We start from the raw sequence: 17,870 nt of genomic DNA, 5'->3' as shown, positions 1-17,870 counted from the left end.
GGGTTAAAGGAAGGCAAAGTTGAAGCTGGGTTATCACAGCCAAGGCAGTTTTCGCTACCCTTCAGGCCTGCACTCATACAACGGAAGAAATATTTAATGCGAGCAACACTTATAGGATTTAGCGCAATCCTTATGTGGTCGCTACTGGCCCTTCTGACGGCCTCATCAGGGGAAGTGCCTCCCTTCCAGCTTGCCGCAATGTGTTTTTCGATCGCCGCTTCCATCGGACTGATCGCGCTTGCCGCAAAGCCGTCGGGCTTTCGCAATCTGCGCCAACCCTTGCGCATATGGTGTCTCGGTGTTGGAGGGCTATTCGGCTATCATTTTTTCTACTTCACCGCCCTGCGGAATGCACCGGCTGTCGAAGCAAGTCTGATCGGTTATCTCTGGCCCCTGCTGATCGTCGTCGGGGCAGCGTTCCTTCCCGGAGAGCGGCTCGGCTGGCACCACATAACAGGCGTACTGGCTGGTCTGGCGGGGACAGTACTGATTGTTTCGAAAAACAGCCTTTCTTTCGATGACAGCTTTGCCTTCGGTTACAGCGCGGCGCTGCTTTCCGCTTTTACCTGGTCCGCCTACTCGCTTCTGTCACGGCGGTTTGGCGCGGTTCCGACCGATGTCGTCACCGGATTCTGCGCAGTAACAGCCTTTTTTTCACTTATCTGCCATCTGGCGCTGGAACAGACGGTCTGGCCGCAAGGAACCGGACAATGGCTAGCCGTCGCAGGCCTTGGACTGCTACCGGTTGGGGCAGCATTTTACGCTTGGGACTTTGGCGTTAAACACGGCGATATCCGGGTCCTAGGCTCTGCGAGCTATGCAGCGCCGTTGCTTTCAACCTTAATACTTGTTGCATCAGGTGTAGGCCAAGCCGACTGGCGCATCGCCCTTGCCTGCGTTTTGATCACTGGAGGCGCCGTGGTGGCCGCAAAGGATCTGTTGTTTGCATCAACCTGCAAGGAAGCAAAGGTAGGAAAATGATGCGGATATTCAAATACAGCCTCAATTCACCACAGTTTGGCAGCCTGATGTTCCGAGCCCCTCAGCATTTATATATACTTTGGGAATTATTTAGAGTCCTGCCAAACTCTACAGTTCCTGATTTTTCTTCCCGCTTCTAATTTCTTATCCACTGCTAACAATACTTTTTTATCCCTTGTCCAAAGCAAATGAGCGTATATATTTCAGAATAGATGAACGAACTGCTCGAAAGCTTCATAAAGCACCTCTCGGACGAAAGAAACTACTCGGAGCACACCGTAAAGGCCTACAGGGGCGATCTTGAGAATTTCCACGATTTTCTCTTAAAGGAAAAGAAAAAAATTGAGGACGCGGACATTGCGACAATAAACGCATACGTCTCAACGCTCTACGGAAAAAACTCCCCCTCCTCAGTCGAGAGAAAAGTATCGGCGATAAGATCTTTTTTCTCGTATCTGGTAAGAAAAGGCCTCGCAGCGCAGAATCCCGCAAAACTCGTGCGCACCCCTAAAAAGGAAAAGCACCTCCCAGTGTTTTTAAGCGTGGACGAGGTGTTCAATCTGGTCGACGTAAAGGATTCTGAGAAAAATCCGCTTCGGGTACGCGATAGAGCGATTCTTGAGCTTCTTTATTCAAGCGGCCTTCGTGTAAGCGAACTTGCGGGAACCACGCTCGCCGACCTCAGCATGGGAGAAGCGATAATAAGGGTTCGCGGGAAAGGAAACAAAGAGAGAATCGTTCCCGTGGGATCAAAGGCACTTTCCGCTCTCGGGGAGTATCTTGACATAAGAGAAACCTTGAAACCCGCATCCGACCATATATTCCTGAACTCTCGCGGAGGCGGAATAACCACAAGAAGTCTGGCGCGGATAATAAAAAAGTACGGCCTAGTATCGGGGATATCGAAAAACGTGAGTCCCCACGTACTTAGACACTCGTTTGCCACCCACCTGCTTGCGGGCGGCGCAGACCTTCGGGCAATCCAGGAGATGCTCGGTCACGCGAGTCTCTCGACGACCCAGAGATACACCCACCTCTCGGTCGAGCGGATAATGGAAGTGTACGACAAGACTCACCCGAACGCCTAGAGGCAACGGGAGAAAGGGGAAAAGATTATGAGCCAATTTCACGGAACCACGATACTCTGCGTTAAAAAAGACGGTCGGGTGGCGTTAGGAGGCGACGGCCAAGTAACCATGGGAGCAACCGCGGTAAAGCATAAAGCGAACAAGATAAGAAAAATGCGCGGCGGGAAAATCTGCGCCGGATTCGCGGGTTCAACGGCAGACGCGATGACGCTTTTTGACAAGTTCGATGGAAAGCTTGAGGAATTCAGCGGAAGCCTTGAGCGTGCAGCAGTCGAACTCGCAAAGGAATGGAGATCGGACAGAATCCTGAGAAGGCTCGAGGCCCTGCTGATAGTCGCTAACTCTGAAACCATGCTCATAATCTCGGGAAGCGGAGACGTAATAGAACCCGATGAGAGCGTGATAGCCATAGGATCGGGAGGTCCCTTCGCCCAAGCGGCAGCTTTGGCGCTTGCCAAGCACTCGGAGCTTTCCGCCACGGAAATAGTCGAGTGCTCACTTGAGATCGCAGCCGGAATCTGCATTTACACAAATAGTCACATATCGATAGAGGAAATAGATTAAATGTCCCAAGAATCCTACCTCACCCCGAGGGAAATAGTATCGGAGCTAGACAAGTACATAGTCGGACAGAACATGGCCAAAAGGGCCGTGGGCGTGGCGCTCAGGAACAGGTGGAGAAGGCAGAAGGTATCGCCCGAGCTTCGCGACGAGATATCCCCAAAGAACATACTTATGATGGGACCCACCGGCGTGGGAAAAACAGAGATAGCCCGGCGTCTGGCGAAACTTGCCCAGGCCCCCTTCGTAAAGGTCGAGGCGTCAAAGTTCACCGAAGTTGGGTACGTGGGTAGAGATGTTGAGTCAATGATACGAGACTTAACTGAAATAGCCGTCAACATGGTAACAGAGGAGGAGACCCTTTCGGTTAACACGAGGGCTAGGGAGCTTGCCGAGGACAAGCTCATTGACCTGCTCGTTCCGACTCGTCCCGTCACTGGGACGGAGGAAGACATGGACGAGGCTAAGAGAAAAATGAGCGAGACCAAAAAAAAGATGAGAAAGCTTCTTTGGGACGGAAAGCTTGACGACAGGGAAGTCGAGATAGAGATAACGGCGAGGACCCTTCCCATACAGGTGTTCAGCCAGGCGGGAGTTGAGGAGATGGACCCCGGAATCTCGGAGATGATCGGAAGCCTCATGCCCAAAAAATCGAAAGTAAGAAAGGTTAAGGTTCCCGAGGCCATGGACATTCTCACCGAAGAGGAAGCCCGAAGACTGATAGACATGGACAAAGTTACCCAGTTAGCTCTCGAGAGAACCGAGAACTCGGGAATAATCTTCATAGACGAGATAGACAAGGTCGCCGGAAAAAACGGCGTCTCGGGGCCTGATGTTTCAAGGGAAGGGGTGCAGAGGGATCTTCTCCCTATAATCGAAGGGAGCAGCGTCACCACGAAGCACGGGATGGTAAGGACCGACCACATACTCTTCATAGGAGCCGGGGCGTTTCACGTCTCAAAGCCGTCCGACCTCATACCCGAGCTCCAAGGGCGCTTTCCCATAAGAGTTGAGCTTGAGGCGCTCACCAAAGACGACTTCATACGGATCCTCACCGAGCCCAAAAATGCTCTCATAAAACAGTACACCGAGCTTATGAGGACCGAGGACATAAAACTCTCTTTCACTGACGAAGCAATAGAGAAAATAGCCGAAACCGCAGCCGAAGTTAACAGCTCTACCGAGAACATAGGGGCAAGGAGGCTTCACACCGTTCTCGAGAAGCTACTTGATGAGATCTCCTTTAACGCTCCCGACATGAAGGAGAAGAAATTCACCATAGACAAAAGCTATGTTGAGGAGAAAATAGCCGACATCGTCAAGGACAGGGACCTAAGCAGGTATATACTCTAGGAAGCTTTTGCATAACCTTCACTTTTAGTTAGGTTTTTCGGGAAAATTCCTTGGAATCGCGATGAATTTTAAAAACTACGACACGGAAGGCTTTTACGACGAGGTATTCAAGGATAACGCCACCCCGCATGAGTGGACCCGCTTTTTAACCGACAGGATAGAGAGTCTCTCAGGCGGAGAGCTGATCGAGAGGCAGAAAGCGGCCGAGATGAACCTTTTCGAGATGGGGGTCACCTTCACCCTCTACTCGGAGAAAAAGAAGGGCTCCGAGGAGAACATTTTCCCCTTCGACATAATTCCTAGGATAGTGTCTGCCGAGGACTGGGAGCTCATAGAAAGGGGCCTCAAGCAGAGAATCCACGCGCTTAACCTCTTCATAGACGACATATACAACGACCGGAAGATTCTGAGGGACAAAGTGGTTCCCAAGGAACTCATTCTCTCAAGCAGGGAGTTTCGCCTTGACTGCGTCGGTTTTTCCCCGCCGAAGAATATCTGGTGCCATATCACGGGAACGGACCTTATAAGACATTCGGACGGAAACTTCTACATCCTCGAAGACAACCTGCGCTCCCCCTCCGGCGTCTCCTACGTGCTTGAGAACCGCGAACTTCTGAAACGCACGTTTCCCAAGGTATTCGGCACCGTCGAGATAATGCCCATAAGCGATTACGGGCTCCACCTTCATGACACCCTCCAGTATCTGCTATCTGACAGAACGGCTAACCCCAAGGTGGTGCTTCTCACCCCGGGGATATATAACTCGGCCTACTTCGAACACTCGTTTCTGGCAAAGGAGATGGGAATAGAGCTTGTCGAGGGAAGGGATCTCGTCGTGGTAGAGAACTTCGTTTACCTAAAGACCACTAAGGGGCTTGAAAAAGTGGACGTCATATACAGAAGGATAGACGATAACTTCCTTGACCCTCAGGTGTTCCGCCCGGATTCAGTGCTCGGAGTTCCGGGGCTTTTCGGCGCGTACAAGGCCGGAAACGTCGCCATAGCCAACGCCCCAGGAGGAGGAGTGGCCGACGACAAGATAATATACGCCTACGTTGAGAAGATAATAAAGTACTACCTGGGAGAAGATCCCATAATCTCGAACGTGCCGACGTATATCTGCGAGGAGGATGAAGCCAGAAAATACGTACTCGACAATATAGAGAAGCTGGTCGTAAAGCCCGCGAATGAATCTGGAGGATACGGGATAGTGTTCGGACCCAAAGCGACGAAAGAGGAGCTGGCCCAAGCCAAAAGAGATATAAAAGCGGATCCCAGAAACTACATAGCCCAGAAGACTATGTCCCTCTCCCGTGCTCCCGTGATAGTGGACGATCACTTCGAGGGACGCCATGTCGATCTGAGACCCTTCATTCTTTACGGAAAAGAAATATTCGTCCTGCCCGGAGGCCTTACCAGAGTAGCGTTGCGCAAAGGTTCGATGATAGTCAATTCGTCTCAGGGAGGCGGAAGCAAGGACACTTGGGTGCTTGCTCCCGCAAAGAACGCCGGGGGCAAAGGAGGCAGAAAATCCTAAGTCGCGTCGCAGAGTCTATATACTGGATGAGCCGCTACGCCGAGCGCGCAGGGAACACTGCGAGGCTTATAAGCGTAAACCTAGGCCTCGCCATTGACACCCATGACTCCGTTGAGCAGGAATGGGACCCCATAGTAAAGGTGACGGGAGACATGGAGCTTTTCAGAAGCCTTTATGACAGCACTACCCGGGAAAACGTAATAAACTTCATGGTACTTGACCGCAACAACCCGAACTCGATCATCTCCTGCGTTAACTGCGCCCGTGAGAACGCAAGTTCCGTTAGGGAGATAATCTCTTCTGAGATGTGGCTTCTAATAAACCGCTTCTACCACAAGCTGAACAGCGACGAAGCCAAGCAGAAGCTGCTCGACAATCCCGGAAAGTTCTGCGAAGTGGCAAAAGTGCAGAGCCTTCTTTTTCACGGATCCGGGTACATAAGCATATCCCACGGCGAGGCGTGGCATTTCTCAGAACTCGGAAAGCAAATGGAACGAGCCGACAACACTTCCAGGATACTCGACGTCAAGTACTACACCCTGCTTCCCAAGGCTGAACTCGTGGGAACGTCGATAGACAACATGCAGTGGATAGCCCTTCTTAAATCGACAAGTGCCCTTGAGACCTACAAGGCGAAGCATCAACAGATATCCATAGGCAACGTGCTCGATTTTCTCATCCTTGATAACCAGTTTCCACGCTCGATAATCTACTGCGTTGGGCAGGCCGACGAGTCGCTTCACTGCATATCTAACAGTCCTGCCGGCTCCTATAACAACGAAACCGAAAAAGAGATGGGAAGGCTTCTATCGGATCTTCGGTTCATAAGCGTCGGGGAGATAATACAGCGTGGAATGCACGAGTACTTAAGCAGTTTTCAGTCCCACATAAACGAGGTCGGAAACCGCATATACGACGATTACTTCGGCTACAGCATAACAGACAGCACCCTTCGGGAGTTTGACAATATCTGAGAGAGGAAACAGATGACTTTCTGCGTGGGAATGAGACTAAAAGAAGGGATAATCGGTCTTGCCGACAACCTCATAATAACGGGAAACGAAGCCATACGGGCAAAGAAAGTCACTACCCACAGGACCGGGGATAAATCGTTTTTCCTTATGACCTCGGGACTTCGCTCCGCGAGAGACAAGACTATTACCTATCTTGACGAGTCCCTTGAGCACTCCCAGGAATCCCTTGACCGCCTCTACAAGGCAGTGAACATTTTCTCAAGGGAGCTTCGGAGGGTGAAAGAGGAAGACGGTGAGGCTCTTTCCAAATCGGGGTTTACCTTCAACATGTACTCCATAATAGGAGGGCAGTTCGAAAACGACCCCGAGCCCCAGCTTTTTCTCGTCTATCCCCAAGGAAACTGGATCAACGTGGGAACCACCTCTCCCTATGTTATAATAGGCGAGTCGAAATACGGAAAACCGATAATAAAAAGAACCCTTACCTACGACACCAGCCTCGATGTCGCGCTTCGCATCGCATACCTTGCGTTTGATTCAAGCCGCATAAACGCCATAGACGTCGATTTTCCGATAGACATCGTAGTCTACAGAAGCAATTCATTTTCCCTCGAGCAGTACAGGTTCAACGAAAACGAACTGGCAGATATATCCGATTGGTGGCAAGAGAGGCTCAGAAAATCGGCCGAGGAAATGCCCGCCGAATGGGTAAGAAAAATTCTTAACAAAAGCCCGAAAAGTGCTGCTTAGCATAGATCACAACACAACTTATTCCTATGGAAAAAAAGTGGTCCTAGCCCCTCACATCGTGAGGCTTTGCCCGAGAAACGGCGGGGGGCAAATGACTCATATGTTTTCGCTCAGGACGGATCCCCCCGAAGCAGGAAGAAGCGTGAACTCGGATCTTGACGGAAACACTACCGTTACCCTATGGTTTATGGGCGAGTTCGACAGTCTTACAATCAATACCAGTTGCGTTGTCGAGACGCTTCGGGGAAACCCTTTTGATTTCATAGTTTCCGACGTAAGGTTCCTTGATCTGCCGATGAAATACCCTAGCGAGCAGAAGGCAGCTCTTCGCCCGTACCTGGCGGTGAGCAAAAAAACGGCCCTAGCGGTCTCGCCACTTCGCGAAACGATTCTCTCGCAGACCATGGGAAAAACCACGGATTTTATTCTCTCGCTCTGTGAACACATACACGATAACTTTCCCCACGTTGTCAGGGAGCAGGGTGGCCCTTGGTCGGCAGAGAGAACCCTCGGGGAAAAAAGGGGGTCTTGCAGGGATCTCGTGGAGCTTTTCGCGGCCGTCTGTCGCTCGACGGGACTTGCGTGCAGGCACGTAAGCGGCTATGCGCTCAGCGCAAGAAGAAAAAAAGGAGACGAGCTTCACGCCTGGGCCGAGGTCTACATACCGGGCGGAGGATGGAGAGGCTATGATCCCTCTTCGGGTCTCGCAGTCTCAGACCGTCACGTCGCGGTCGCAAGCGGTCCCACCCACGGCCTCATCGCTCCCGTTTCAGGAAGTTTCTATGGGGACGGAGCCGAAGTCGAACTCCGGTTCCGTGTAAGGGTAAAAAAGACGGGGAAACGGGAGAAAAAAGCCCTAGGGCTTCTCTAGAGGACAAAAATCCTACGATGAGTCCTCCTTAAAAGTCGTGCAATTACAATTTAATTCATGCTATAATGGGGATTTTAGAGGGAGGCCAAAAAAGCCACCGGGCAGTATTGGTAAATGCAGGTCATGCTATCGAAAAAGAGGGGGGAAGACATCTCAATGGTTCGCAGAAAATTTAAATCCAGGTTAAAAGCACTCTTAGGCACTTTCGCTGTAGGCGCGGTTCTTACTCTTATAAGCGGCGTCTCGGCAAACGCCCAGGACGCATTCGGCGTAAGCAGCGTCCTGCTTGAGAAGATCACAGTCACGGCGCGGAAACGGGAAGAGCCGATTCAGAACGTTCCCCTCTCGGTAACACATTTCAGCTCCGAGCAGATCGACGCTCTTAAGGTAAGGAACCTTGAAAGTCTTGCTGTAAAGATGCCCAACGTCGCGCTTGACGACATCGGCACCGTTGGGGGAATCGCTAACTTCTCCATTCGCGGACTCGGGATAAACAGCTCCATACCGTCCGTTGACCCGACCGTGGGAGTGTTCGTCGACGGCGTGTATTTCGGGGCCAACATCGGCGGCGCCCTGTTCGACACGCTTGATATCGAGAGCATCGAGGTGCTTAGAGGTCCGCAGGGAATCCTTTTCGGGCGTAACGTGACCGGGGGCGCGATACTCATCAACACGAAGAAACCTGGAGACACTCTGGAGATGTCCTTTCGCACCTCTTTTGAGGGGGGAGGAGAGAGTCTCAACAGCTACTACATGGGCACGGTGGGAGGCCCTCTGGGCGAAACCGTTAGCGCCAGGATAACCGCGTACACAAACCAGGATAACGGCTGGTTCAAGAACCTCCACACCGGCAAAGCTTTCGGAGATTTAGACGTCCGAATGGTACGGCCGGTGCTCGTCTGGGAACCCACAGACGACCTGAGCTTGGTGCTCCGATACCAGTACGATAGCATCGACGGCGACGGCCCCGCGGCACAGAACCACGCAAACGGATTCGGCGTCTCAAACGCGGCGGCTAACTTTGACCGAGACAGCCACGACTTCAGCATCAATAATGAAGGCAAAAGAGAAAACGAAGCTCATTTTTTCAGCGCCCAGATGGACTGGGACGTAGGTTTTGGCAACGGCACGATAACAAACATTTTCGGCTGGCGCGATTCAGAAACCTTCTCGTCAGTTGATCTCGACGCCTCGCCGCTTGAATTAATGAGCGCGCAGGCATGGAGCCATTACAGGCAGTGGAGTAACGAACTGCGTTACACGGGCAGGTTTTTTGAAAGACTCAATGCTACCGCAGGAGTCTATTATTTCAGCAACAAGATCAACTACCACGAGCATCGATCTCTTCTTACCGCCGCTATTGCGGCATCGGGTCTTCCCTTCCCGCCAGGGACGGACGTGTCCCAGTTCGGAGGCGGAAACTACGACGTTGAAACTCTGGGCCTCTTCCTCTCTCTGGACTATGATCTTACAAGCCAGCTGACGCTCACCGCGGGTACCCGGTACACGCGTGACAAAAGAGATGGCGAAATAGCTTTGATTCCCACCAGCAGTCCCCTTGCGCCGCTACCGTCTTGCAATATCGTCGAAGGTCCCGCCTGCGAGTTTGATTTCATAGATGAGGAGACATGGCACAGCTGGTCGCCCAAGGTCGGCGCCACTTATTACATAAGCGGCGAAGCCAACGTTTACGGACACTGGACCAGAGGATTTCGCTCCGGAGGCTATAACCTTCGCAACCTTTCGCCCATCCACTCCCCGGGACCGTACGATGAAGAGACAATCGACAGCTTCGAGGCCGGATTCAAGGTCACAAAAGACCGCGGCCGTCTATACGGAGCAGCCTTCTACAACATGATTGATGACATGCAAAGGGAAATTAACTTTCCCGATCCAGCACTCGGTATAGTTCAGTTGATCGACAACACCGCCGATGTTGAGGCCTACGGCTTTGAGCTTGACGGCCTGTTCGCCATAGCGGAGAACCTGTTCGTGATCGGCTCCGTAGGGTACGTCAATCCCGAGTACACCAAAGTAAAACATGACCTTAATCGAGACGGGACTCTTGACGTAAAAGATCTGGCTTTAGAGCTTCCCCGCGCCGCGAAGTGGACTTACAGCGTGGGACTCACACACGACACGGGAGCAGCCAGCTGGGGGCGGATGACGTCCCGAATAAGCTACGCTTACCGCGACAAGTCATACTTCACCGATGACAACAGGGGCTATATACTGGAGCAGAACATACTTGACGCCGGGATTGACATCATTCCCGCAAACGGCCGGTTCTCAATCGGCCTTTACGGCAAGAACCTGCTTGACGAAGTCAAGCATGGGGGCGACAGCACGCTGCCCAGCACCTTGGGCCTTCCACCTCTGTCGGCACCTCTTGGCGGCACGTTCTCACCGCTTGCAAAAGGCAGGATCTTCGGAGTTCAGCTGACCTACCGGCACAAGAGCTGACGGACCGGCAATTGCGCCCCGGGGCGATTATGAGCGGTCGCAGTCGCGGTGGCTGAAACGAGAATTCCCAGGCGGAAATCCCTTCTCCATCCCTGAGGCGTTTTTGCGTCCTCGGGAGATTTCTTGACCCCGGATACTGCTGTTTTCTTTTCGGCCCCGAAACCCAAATTCTCATATATGATTATCCTTGAAGTGTTGTAATAAAAACCCCGGTTGCTATATAATGTTTTTTTTCGCAGAAAGGAGTTTTTCATGAACAGTTCAGCCCAGAGGGCGGAAATACTGGTTGAGGCCCTTCCCTACATAGAGGCGTTTCACGGCAAAACCGTCGTGGTCAAATACGGCGGAAGCTTAGCCAAGACGGATCTTTCAAATTTCGTGCGCGACCTCATACTGATGAAGTACGTCGGGATAAAACCGGTAGTAGTGCACGGAGGAGGACCCCAGATTCAGGAGTATCTCGACACTATGGGAATAAAATCCGACTTCATAGCCGGACTCCGCGTTACCAGCAGAGAGGTAATGGAAGTGGTCGAGATGGTGCTTGTCGGAAAGATAAACCAGCAGATCGTAACGTCGATAAACCGCCACCAGATGGAAACGGTGGGGCTCTCAGGCAAGGAAGGAAAGCTTATAAAAGCTAAAAAGTTCGACCTTCACAAATTCGCCGCCAAACACCGTATAGATATTGCCGAGGACGCAGACCTCGGCTACGTGGGCGAAGTTCAGGAAGTAAATCCCGAGGTAATCAGGGTGCTTGAAGGCAAAGATATCATTCCGATTATAGCTCCCATAGGGTTGGGGGAGGACGGAACCACCTACAACATAAATGCGGACCACGTGGCGGGGAAAATAGCGGGAGCGCTTCGCGCTGCAAAGCTCATACTGCTGACCAACGTTGACGGCATCCTAGACAAGAAAGGAAAACTCATATCCTCCGTGACTAAAAAGCAGGCTGAGAAACTTATCAGGGACGGGACGATAAACAGCGGAATGATCCCCAAGGTGATGTGCGCGCTTGAGGCTCTGGAAGAAGGGGTCAGCAAGGTGCACATAATAAACGGGGGAGTAAAAAGGGCTCTCATACTTGAGCTTCTTACAGATCTGGGAATAGGGACGGAGATAACCCTTTGAGGTCAGGGAAAATGGAAGACTCGCGGGGAAAATACCTGATGGAGACCTACAGCCGTCTTCCCATAACGATGCGGAAGGGAAGCGGTTCGTGGCTCTGGGATACGGAAGGGAAAAAGTATCTTGACTACACGGCCGGGATAGCCGTTAACAACCTCGGGCACTGTCACCCTAGTATCACGGACGCCATAACATCCCAGGCTGCCACTCTGATTCACACCTCAAACCTCTTTAACATAGAAAACCAGAGTGCACTCTCCGAGATGCTCGTTTCAAACTCGTTTGCGGACAAGGTGTTTTTCTGTAACAGCGGAACCGAAGCCGTTGAAGGCTCGATAAAGCTCGCCAGGAAATGGGGAGCGCAAAACGGCGGAAAATTCGCGGTCATTTCAACCGAAGGAGCCTTTCACGGAAGGACTTTCGGGGCGCTTAGCGCCACGGAATCTGAAAAATACAGGGAGGGGTTCTCCCCTTTCCTTGAAGGATTCCACTTCGCTCCCTACGCGGACCCCGAGGCGATAGCACGCCTGGCCTCGGAGACAAACCCCTGCGCGGTCATTCTCGAACCGGTGCAGGGAGAAAACGGAGTCATCGTTCCGCCCCCCGGGTATCTAAAGCAGGTAGAGGAGATATGTGGGAAAAGCGACATGTTGCTCATACTTGATGAGATTCAGGTCGGGATGGGAAGGACGGGAAGACTGTTTGCCTACGAGCACGAGGACGTAAGGCCCGACATAGTGGCACTCGCAAAGGCTCTCGGCGGCGGGGTGCCGTGTGGAGCGGTCCTGGCTAGGGAGGACGTGGCGAAGCACTTCACTCCCGGGGCCCACGGGAGCACTTTCGGTGGAAATCCCCTGGCCGCGGGGGCGGCCTGCGCCGCGATCGAAACGATACTTCGGGAAAATCTGGTCGAAAGAGCGGGGGAGCTCGGAGACTATTTTCTTGGCAAGCTTGAAGATGTCCGGAAAAAATATCCCGAGCATATAAGAGAGGTACGGGGAAAGGGGCTTATAATCGGGGTTGAGTTCTCAGACGGGACTTTCGCGCGGGACTGTTTTTCGGCCTCAGTTAAAAATGGGCTTCTAGTTATACTTACCGTTGAGTGTGTGTTTCGGATTCTTCCTCCGCTTAACACAAACAAAGAAGAGATTGACTTTGCCGTCGCTGTCATAATGAAATCCATCGAGGAGGTGGTTTCTAGTGGGTAGGAATCTTCTTGCCGTCTCAGACCTTCAAAAAAACGAGATCAGGGAAATAATCCGCCGCTCTGGCGAACTAAAGGAACTGAAAAAACAGGGTGAGAGCCCAAGAAGCCTCGCGGGCATGTCGGTGGGTCTTCTTTTTGAAAAACAGTCGACCAGAACGAGGCTTTCCTTCGAAGCGGGTCTTTTCGACCTGGGCGCCCAAGGGATTTACATGAATCCGGCGGATACCCAGCTCGGAAGGGGGGAGACCATAGCCGACACGGCGAAGATTCTCTCCTCTTACCTTGACGGGATAATAATAAGGACGTACGGACAGGAAAAAGCCCTCGAGCTTGCGGAGAACTCGACAGTCCCCGTGATAAACGCCCTTACCGACCTTGAACATCCGACGCAGATAATCTCCGATCTTTTTTCAATCTCGGAGCAGGGGATAAATCCCGAGAAGTTCAAGCTTGCTTTTCTCGGCGACGGAAACAATATCGCCAATTCCTTCGTGGCCGCCTCCGCGATAATGGGCTTTGACCTTTCGCTTGCGGTTCCCCCGGGATATGAACCCAACCCGGCGATTATGGGCGAAGCCTCCGAACAAGGAAACTCGGAAATCGAAGTCACCCACGACCCCGCCTCCGCGGTAAGGGACGCTGACGTGATCTACACCGACGTCTGGGTAAGCATGGGTGAAGAGGGAAAAGGCACCGAGATTTTCAGGCCCTTTCAGTTAAACGAGAAACTTCTTTCCTCCTGCCGCAAAAAGCCCCTGATAATGCACTGTCTTCCGGCTCACAGGGGAGAAGAGATAACCGCAGGAGTAATGGACAGTTCTAGCTGCATCGCCTTCACTCAGGCTGAGAACAAGCTTCACGCGGGAAAAGCCATACTTGAATTCTGCCTTCTTGATTACCTCGCATCCTAAAACGCCGGCACCTTCATTCAGCAGAAAGAAAATGAATTCGTCGTCCGGTTAACGCAGAAACTTCTTTACGTTGCGCGCGGCCTGTTTCGTCATCCCCTTTATGGAGGCGAGTTCCTCGGTGGTGGCCCCTTTTATCTTCTCCACGCTCCCGAAGTGATTAAGAAGCAGGAGTTTTCTCTTTTTTCCTATGCCCGGAACGCCGTCCATCTGAGAAGCCAGGGTCTTGCCTTTCCTTAATTCCCTGTGATAGGTGATCGCGAAGCGGTGTGCCTCGTCCCTTACCCTCATCAGGAAGTAAACGCCCTTTTTGTTTGACGAAAAATCGCAAGGTTCGCCCTTTCCATGCACGTAAATCCTGTCGATTCCGCCCCGGCCCTCGGTTTTCGCTATCGAGGCGAGATCAAGCTCGTTTTCCACACCGCAGTCTCGAAGCGCCGCGTAGGCGGCATTGAGCTGTCCCTTCCCCCCGTCTATAAGCATGAGATCCGGAAGATCCCAGTTATCATCTCCTACCCGAAGAGCCCTCCTGTAAACGACCTCGTACATCGACCGGAAATCATCCTGGCCCGAGGTGGCCGTGATCCTGTACCTCCTGTACCTGTCCCGCTCAGGCTTCGCGTTTCGAAACCTCACGAGCGAAGCAACCGTCTGGTGCCCCTGGATGTTTGATATGTCGAAGCACTCTATGGCATAAGGAACCCGTTTTATCCCGGTCGACTTCCTTATGCCTCGAAGAAGTGTGCCCTGCTTGGCCTTTTCCTCGGCTTTTCTCGCAAAACTCTCCCGCGCGTTTTTCATCGCGAAGCGGACGAGTTCGCTCTTAGCTCCCCTCTGGGGAGTCTCGACATAAACCCGCTTTCCCTTTTTCTCAGTAAGCCACTCCGAGTACCCCTCGCGGTCCCTTATGGAAAGAGGCAAGAGAACTCTCTTTGGAATATAGTGATCAGAGAAATAAAACCTGCCGAGAAATTCCCTCACGCATTCCGCCTCATCGCCGTGGGGGCTTTTTACAGAAAAATCGAGCTTGTCGACCACCGAGCCGCCCCTCGAGAGCAAGACGGTAAATTCGTAGTTCTCGGAGTCCCTGTAAAAACCCACTATGTCCATGTCTTCGAACCTCGAGGAAGTAACCTTCTCTATCTCGGCGTTTTCCTTCAGGCTTACAAGTTGATCCCTGTAGTAGGCGGCGTTTTCATACCTTCCCTCCTCTGAGGCTCTCTCCATCATCTTCCTGATCATTCTCATCAGTTTTTTTCTCTCGCCCCGAAGAAATGACGTGGCCTGATGCACGAGCTCCCCGTAATCCTCCTCCGAGATCTTGCCCGCGCAGGGACCCGAGCAAAGCTTCATAAAATAGTTAAGACAGGGGCGAGTGCTGTGCCTTTCGAACTTGCTCTGAGTGCAGTCCCTGAGAGGAAAAAGCCTGTGGACGAGGTTCACCGTGTTCTTAAGGAATTTGCCCGAGGCGAACGGACCGAAATAAAGCGCCCCGTCGTCCCGTATTCTCCTTGTGCGCGAAAGCCTAGGGAACCTCTCTCCCACCGAGAGGCGAAGAGACGAAAACGTCTTGTCGTCCTTAAGACGTATGTTGTACTTCGGTTTGTGACGCTTTATAAGGGAGTTCTCGATGAAAAGGGCTTCGCTTTCCCCCTCGGTCACCACGTAATTGATCGAGTCGACTTCCCTTACCAGATACGGTATCTGTCCCCTGTCGCTTCCCCCCTGGAAATAGGACATCACCCGGGCACGAAGATTCTTGGCCTTGCCTATGTAGACCGGGGTACCACCCGGACCCTTCATTATATAGACCCCTGTAGTGGCGGGAAATGATCTGGAGAGTTCAAGAATCTTTTCGCGCATAAGATACAAAAAATCAAAAGCCACTATATGTCAAGATCCAGGAAGCTTTTCAACTCATTCACCTATATGTATTTTAAATGATTTCGAGAATACTTTTCAGATTATAAAGCTGTAAAAATGGTACTAAGTCAGCGTGGAAACTGTTGGAGGTCTGTATTGAAAGGAGGAAATTAGGCGAGACAGCCTTTTAATAATTCGTGGTCTCAAGACATCTACTGGAATACTTTATTTGTTTTTTTTCAGCTCGATTGAAACCACTAAAATCGTAACCAGCGTATTGATGGCAAGTAGTATCAGATCTATGCGTAAACCCATTATCATCTTCGGTACGAGTCCGAAAAGCGACATTAAAAACACAACTAGGCTGATAACTGTAACAACTGGGATTACGGAATTGAAGCTTCTTCCTTTGCATAGAATTGCGGTAAGAATCATAGGTGCCATGAGAGCAGTACCCATGAATCCCGACACAGCAAGAGATATAATTCCCTGAGAACTCTTCATAGCAACAATGAAAGAGGCTATGCAGAATACCAGTATAACTAGTTTCACAAAAACAATGGGAGATACCTTTAACTTCCTGCTAAACCTGCCAAGAGCATTGTTAATCTCAGATCCAAGAGCGAAAAACTGAGAGTCAGATGTGGACATAGCTGCCGCCAGGATGCCTATTAAGGCAACGGCACCTATAACGGGATTCTGCTCAAGTATCAGTTTGCCAATAAACTCTGGGCCCGTTTTAGCCGGTATTGCAACTGCACCGTATAAACCGATTATAAGACCTGCTATCAGAAGCAGGAAGGTGAAAGACGCATGCAAAACCGGGATTTTGCGTCTCTCGTTCAAACCCTTGAGAATGCTGAGCCTCGAAGTCAACTGAGGTTGCGAGACGGGTAGCAACACAATTGATATAAATCCCGCAATAAGCCACTGAACCGATAACAATCCCTTGGGGCCTGGAGTAGATAGCAGCGCAGGTTCCTCCTCCGCTACGGCCTGAACTAACTTTCCAATACCTCCAAAGTTATCCAGAACAATAAATGCCATTATCCATATAACCGTAAACAGTACAATTCCCTGAAGTGAATCACAGTACATAATACCTCTGAGTCCTCCTATGGAAGAGTACAGATACATAAGAAACAGTATAATGACAGCCCAACCCCACTGGGGGACTTCATAGGGAACAATGTGGGCTAGAATGCCCGACGCTCCTTTTATTTGAATTGCTATGTAGGGAACGAGAAATATGACAAGGCCCAGAACATACACTAGAACTCCACGGGAACTAAAAGTCTCACGTAGCAGATCCGATATGCTCCGAAAATCCGTTGAAGAGATCCTTTCCCTTAATTTGAGTGAGAGCCAAAGCGTGAAAACGGCTAAAGCCATATCGGTAACGCCAAGGAATATCCACGTTCCCACGCCGTGCACGCGGAAGAAGTTGGGCATCCCTATCAATATGAATGTACTGTAGAGGGTAGCAAAAAAGGTTAAGAAGCCAATTATAGTTCCAAGACTGCCGCCCGCAAGAAGGAATTGGTACTCATCCCCTTTGTTTTTCCTGTTTCCTATGACAGCAAGGGATATCAACACTGCAAGATATACTAGTGCAACTGCAACAAATGCCATTCCCCTGTTCATGTCTATTTCTTCCTCTTATATAAGCAGACTACCCTTGGTCACCGGACGTAAGCATTGCCAAAACAAGCAGCACGTATATGGAGAGTGATATTCCCAACCCAGTCCAGAGAGTCCTAGGAAGTCCTAGGAAATATGGCTCCGCCACTCCATAGGGGATTACCAGAGGAGTGAAAGACACAGCTGACAAAATAGATACCGCCAACCCAAAGAATATCCATCGATTCTTATTACTCATGTCTAGAGCACAACTGCCTATTAACCTTAGTTTCTGAAGAAACCAACCTACTAAATCTACAAAAAGTGTCAAACAAATTAAAACTAACTATAAATTCCTTTGCAATTATAGACAAGTTGAACATGCCAATAACCTTTTCATATGTAAGTACCGTTTTCCTGATATTGGTGTAACTGAGAAAATGGTTTTGCCATCTGATCCTTTTCGTTATATCCGCAACAGGCAAGGTTAAAAGTAATCGAGGCTGACGCTGCTGGAATTTTCTTTTAGAAAAGCTCATCACACCTTTCTTGATACTTATATT

The 17,870-nt window shown here is 51.0% G+C and carries 14 protein-coding genes; 12 read left to right on the top strand and 2 right to left on the bottom strand.

What is annotated here, in order from left to right; all coding sequences use genetic code 11:
* Positions 1-96 precede the first annotated feature (96 nt).
* The 12 genes from F4Z13_03520 to argF all read left to right on the top strand — a co-directional run bounded on the left by F4Z13_03520 (position 97) and on the right by argF (position 13,827).
* Positions 97-981: an EamA family transporter gene (locus F4Z13_03520; GenBank protein ID MXZ48313.1), complete on the top strand. Its 885-nt coding sequence runs from the start codon at positions 97-99 to the stop codon at positions 979-981.
* A 212-nt stretch (positions 982-1,193) separates the two neighbouring features.
* A complete protein-coding gene (gene xerC / locus F4Z13_03515; protein MXZ48312.1) occupies positions 1,194-2,069 on the top strand; it encodes a tyrosine recombinase XerC in 876 nt (291 codons plus the stop codon).
* A 27-nt stretch (positions 2,070-2,096) separates the two neighbouring features.
* Complete coding sequence (gene hslV, locus F4Z13_03510; protein MXZ48311.1) at positions 2,097-2,633, top strand: ATP-dependent protease subunit HslV; 537 nt, start codon at positions 2,097-2,099, stop codon at positions 2,631-2,633.
* Positions 2,634-3,983, top strand: a complete 1,350-nt coding sequence (gene hslU / locus F4Z13_03505) for an ATP-dependent protease ATPase subunit HslU (GenBank protein ID MXZ48310.1) — start codon at positions 2,634-2,636, stop codon at positions 3,981-3,983.
* A gap of 61 nt (positions 3,984-4,044) precedes the next feature.
* A complete protein-coding gene (locus F4Z13_03500) occupies positions 4,045-5,520 on the top strand; it encodes a circularly permuted type 2 ATP-grasp protein (GenBank protein ID MXZ48309.1) in 1,476 nt (491 codons plus the stop codon).
* Complete coding sequence (locus F4Z13_03495) at positions 5,514-6,494, top strand: alpha-E domain-containing protein (GenBank protein MXZ48308.1); 981 nt, start codon at positions 5,514-5,516, stop codon at positions 6,492-6,494. Before F4Z13_03500 ends, F4Z13_03495 begins: the two co-directional genes overlap by 7 nt.
* A 12-nt stretch (positions 6,495-6,506) precedes the next feature.
* Positions 6,507-7,244, top strand: coding sequence for a peptidase (locus tag F4Z13_03490; protein ID MXZ48307.1), 738 nt, complete (start codon positions 6,507-6,509; stop codon positions 7,242-7,244).
* Positions 7,234-8,115, top strand: coding sequence for a transglutaminase family protein (locus F4Z13_03485; GenBank protein MXZ48306.1), 882 nt, complete (start codon positions 7,234-7,236; stop codon positions 8,113-8,115). Before F4Z13_03490 ends, F4Z13_03485 begins: the two co-directional genes overlap by 11 nt.
* 156 nt (positions 8,116-8,271) lie before the next feature.
* On the top strand, positions 8,272-10,578 hold the full coding sequence (locus F4Z13_03480; GenBank protein ID MXZ48305.1) for a TonB-dependent receptor: 2,307 nt from the start codon (positions 8,272-8,274) through the stop codon (positions 10,576-10,578).
* A 252-nt stretch (positions 10,579-10,830) separates the two neighbouring features.
* Positions 10,831-11,712 (top strand): acetylglutamate kinase, encoded by an 882-nt coding sequence (argB, locus tag F4Z13_03475; GenBank protein MXZ48304.1) that lies wholly within the window; start codon positions 10,831-10,833, stop codon positions 11,710-11,712.
* A gap of 11 nt (positions 11,713-11,723) precedes the next feature.
* Positions 11,724-12,917: an aspartate aminotransferase family protein gene (locus F4Z13_03470; protein ID MXZ48303.1), complete on the top strand. Its 1,194-nt coding sequence runs from the start codon at positions 11,724-11,726 to the stop codon at positions 12,915-12,917.
* Positions 12,910-13,827: an ornithine carbamoyltransferase gene (argF, locus tag F4Z13_03465; protein ID MXZ48302.1), complete on the top strand. Its 918-nt coding sequence runs from the start codon at positions 12,910-12,912 to the stop codon at positions 13,825-13,827. The genes F4Z13_03470 and argF overlap by 8 nt, the downstream gene beginning before the upstream one ends.
* Before the next feature lie 48 nt (positions 13,828-13,875).
* Here the strand turns inward: argF and uvrC are convergent, their stop codons facing one another.
* Together uvrC and F4Z13_03455 are read right to left on the bottom strand one after the other, a co-directional pair.
* Positions 13,876-15,687, bottom strand: coding sequence for an excinuclease ABC subunit UvrC (gene uvrC / locus F4Z13_03460; protein ID MXZ48301.1), 1,812 nt, complete (start codon positions 15,685-15,687; stop codon positions 13,876-13,878).
* 225 nt (positions 15,688-15,912) lie between these two features.
* Positions 15,913-17,331, bottom strand: a complete 1,419-nt coding sequence (locus F4Z13_03455; GenBank protein MXZ48300.1) for a hypothetical protein — start codon at positions 17,329-17,331, stop codon at positions 15,913-15,915.
* Positions 17,332-17,870 lie beyond the last annotated feature (539 nt).

The organism is Candidatus Dadabacteria bacterium (assembly GCA_009837205.1).
In the GTDB taxonomy this organism is placed as follows: Bacteria; Desulfobacterota_D; UBA1144; order Nemesobacterales; family Nemesobacteraceae; genus Nemesobacter.
The sequence above is the reverse complement of the archived record's forward strand: the minus strand, read 5'-3'. Positions and strand labels throughout refer to the sequence as shown.

What these genes read in the sequence shown, in the direction of transcription:
- F4Z13_03520 (MXZ48313.1), top strand. Translation starts at nt 97, where the DNA reads ATGCGAGCAACACTTATAGGATTTAGCGCAATCCTTATGTGGTCGCTA.
- xerC (MXZ48312.1), top strand. Translation starts at nt 1,194, where the DNA reads ATGAACGAACTGCTCGAAAGCTTCATAAAGCACCTCTCGGACGAAAGA.
- hslV (MXZ48311.1), top strand. Translation starts at nt 2,097, where the DNA reads ATGAGCCAATTTCACGGAACCACGATACTCTGCGTTAAAAAAGACGGT.
- hslU (MXZ48310.1), top strand. Translation starts at nt 2,634, where the DNA reads ATGTCCCAAGAATCCTACCTCACCCCGAGGGAAATAGTATCGGAGCTA.
- F4Z13_03500 (MXZ48309.1), top strand. Translation starts at nt 4,045, where the DNA reads ATGAATTTTAAAAACTACGACACGGAAGGCTTTTACGACGAGGTATTC.
- F4Z13_03490 (MXZ48307.1), top strand. Translation starts at nt 6,507, where the DNA reads ATGACTTTCTGCGTGGGAATGAGACTAAAAGAAGGGATAATCGGTCTT.
- F4Z13_03480 (MXZ48305.1), top strand. Translation starts at nt 8,272, where the DNA reads ATGGTTCGCAGAAAATTTAAATCCAGGTTAAAAGCACTCTTAGGCACT.
- argB (MXZ48304.1), top strand. Translation starts at nt 10,831, where the DNA reads ATGAACAGTTCAGCCCAGAGGGCGGAAATACTGGTTGAGGCCCTTCCC.
- F4Z13_03470 (MXZ48303.1), top strand. Translation starts at nt 11,724, where the DNA reads ATGGAAGACTCGCGGGGAAAATACCTGATGGAGACCTACAGCCGTCTT.
- uvrC (MXZ48301.1), bottom strand. Translation starts at nt 15,687, where the DNA reads ATGCGCGAAAAGATTCTTGAACTCTCCAGATCATTTCCCGCCACTACA.
- F4Z13_03455 (MXZ48300.1), bottom strand. Translation starts at nt 17,331, where the DNA reads ATGAACAGGGGAATGGCATTTGTTGCAGTTGCACTAGTATATCTTGCA.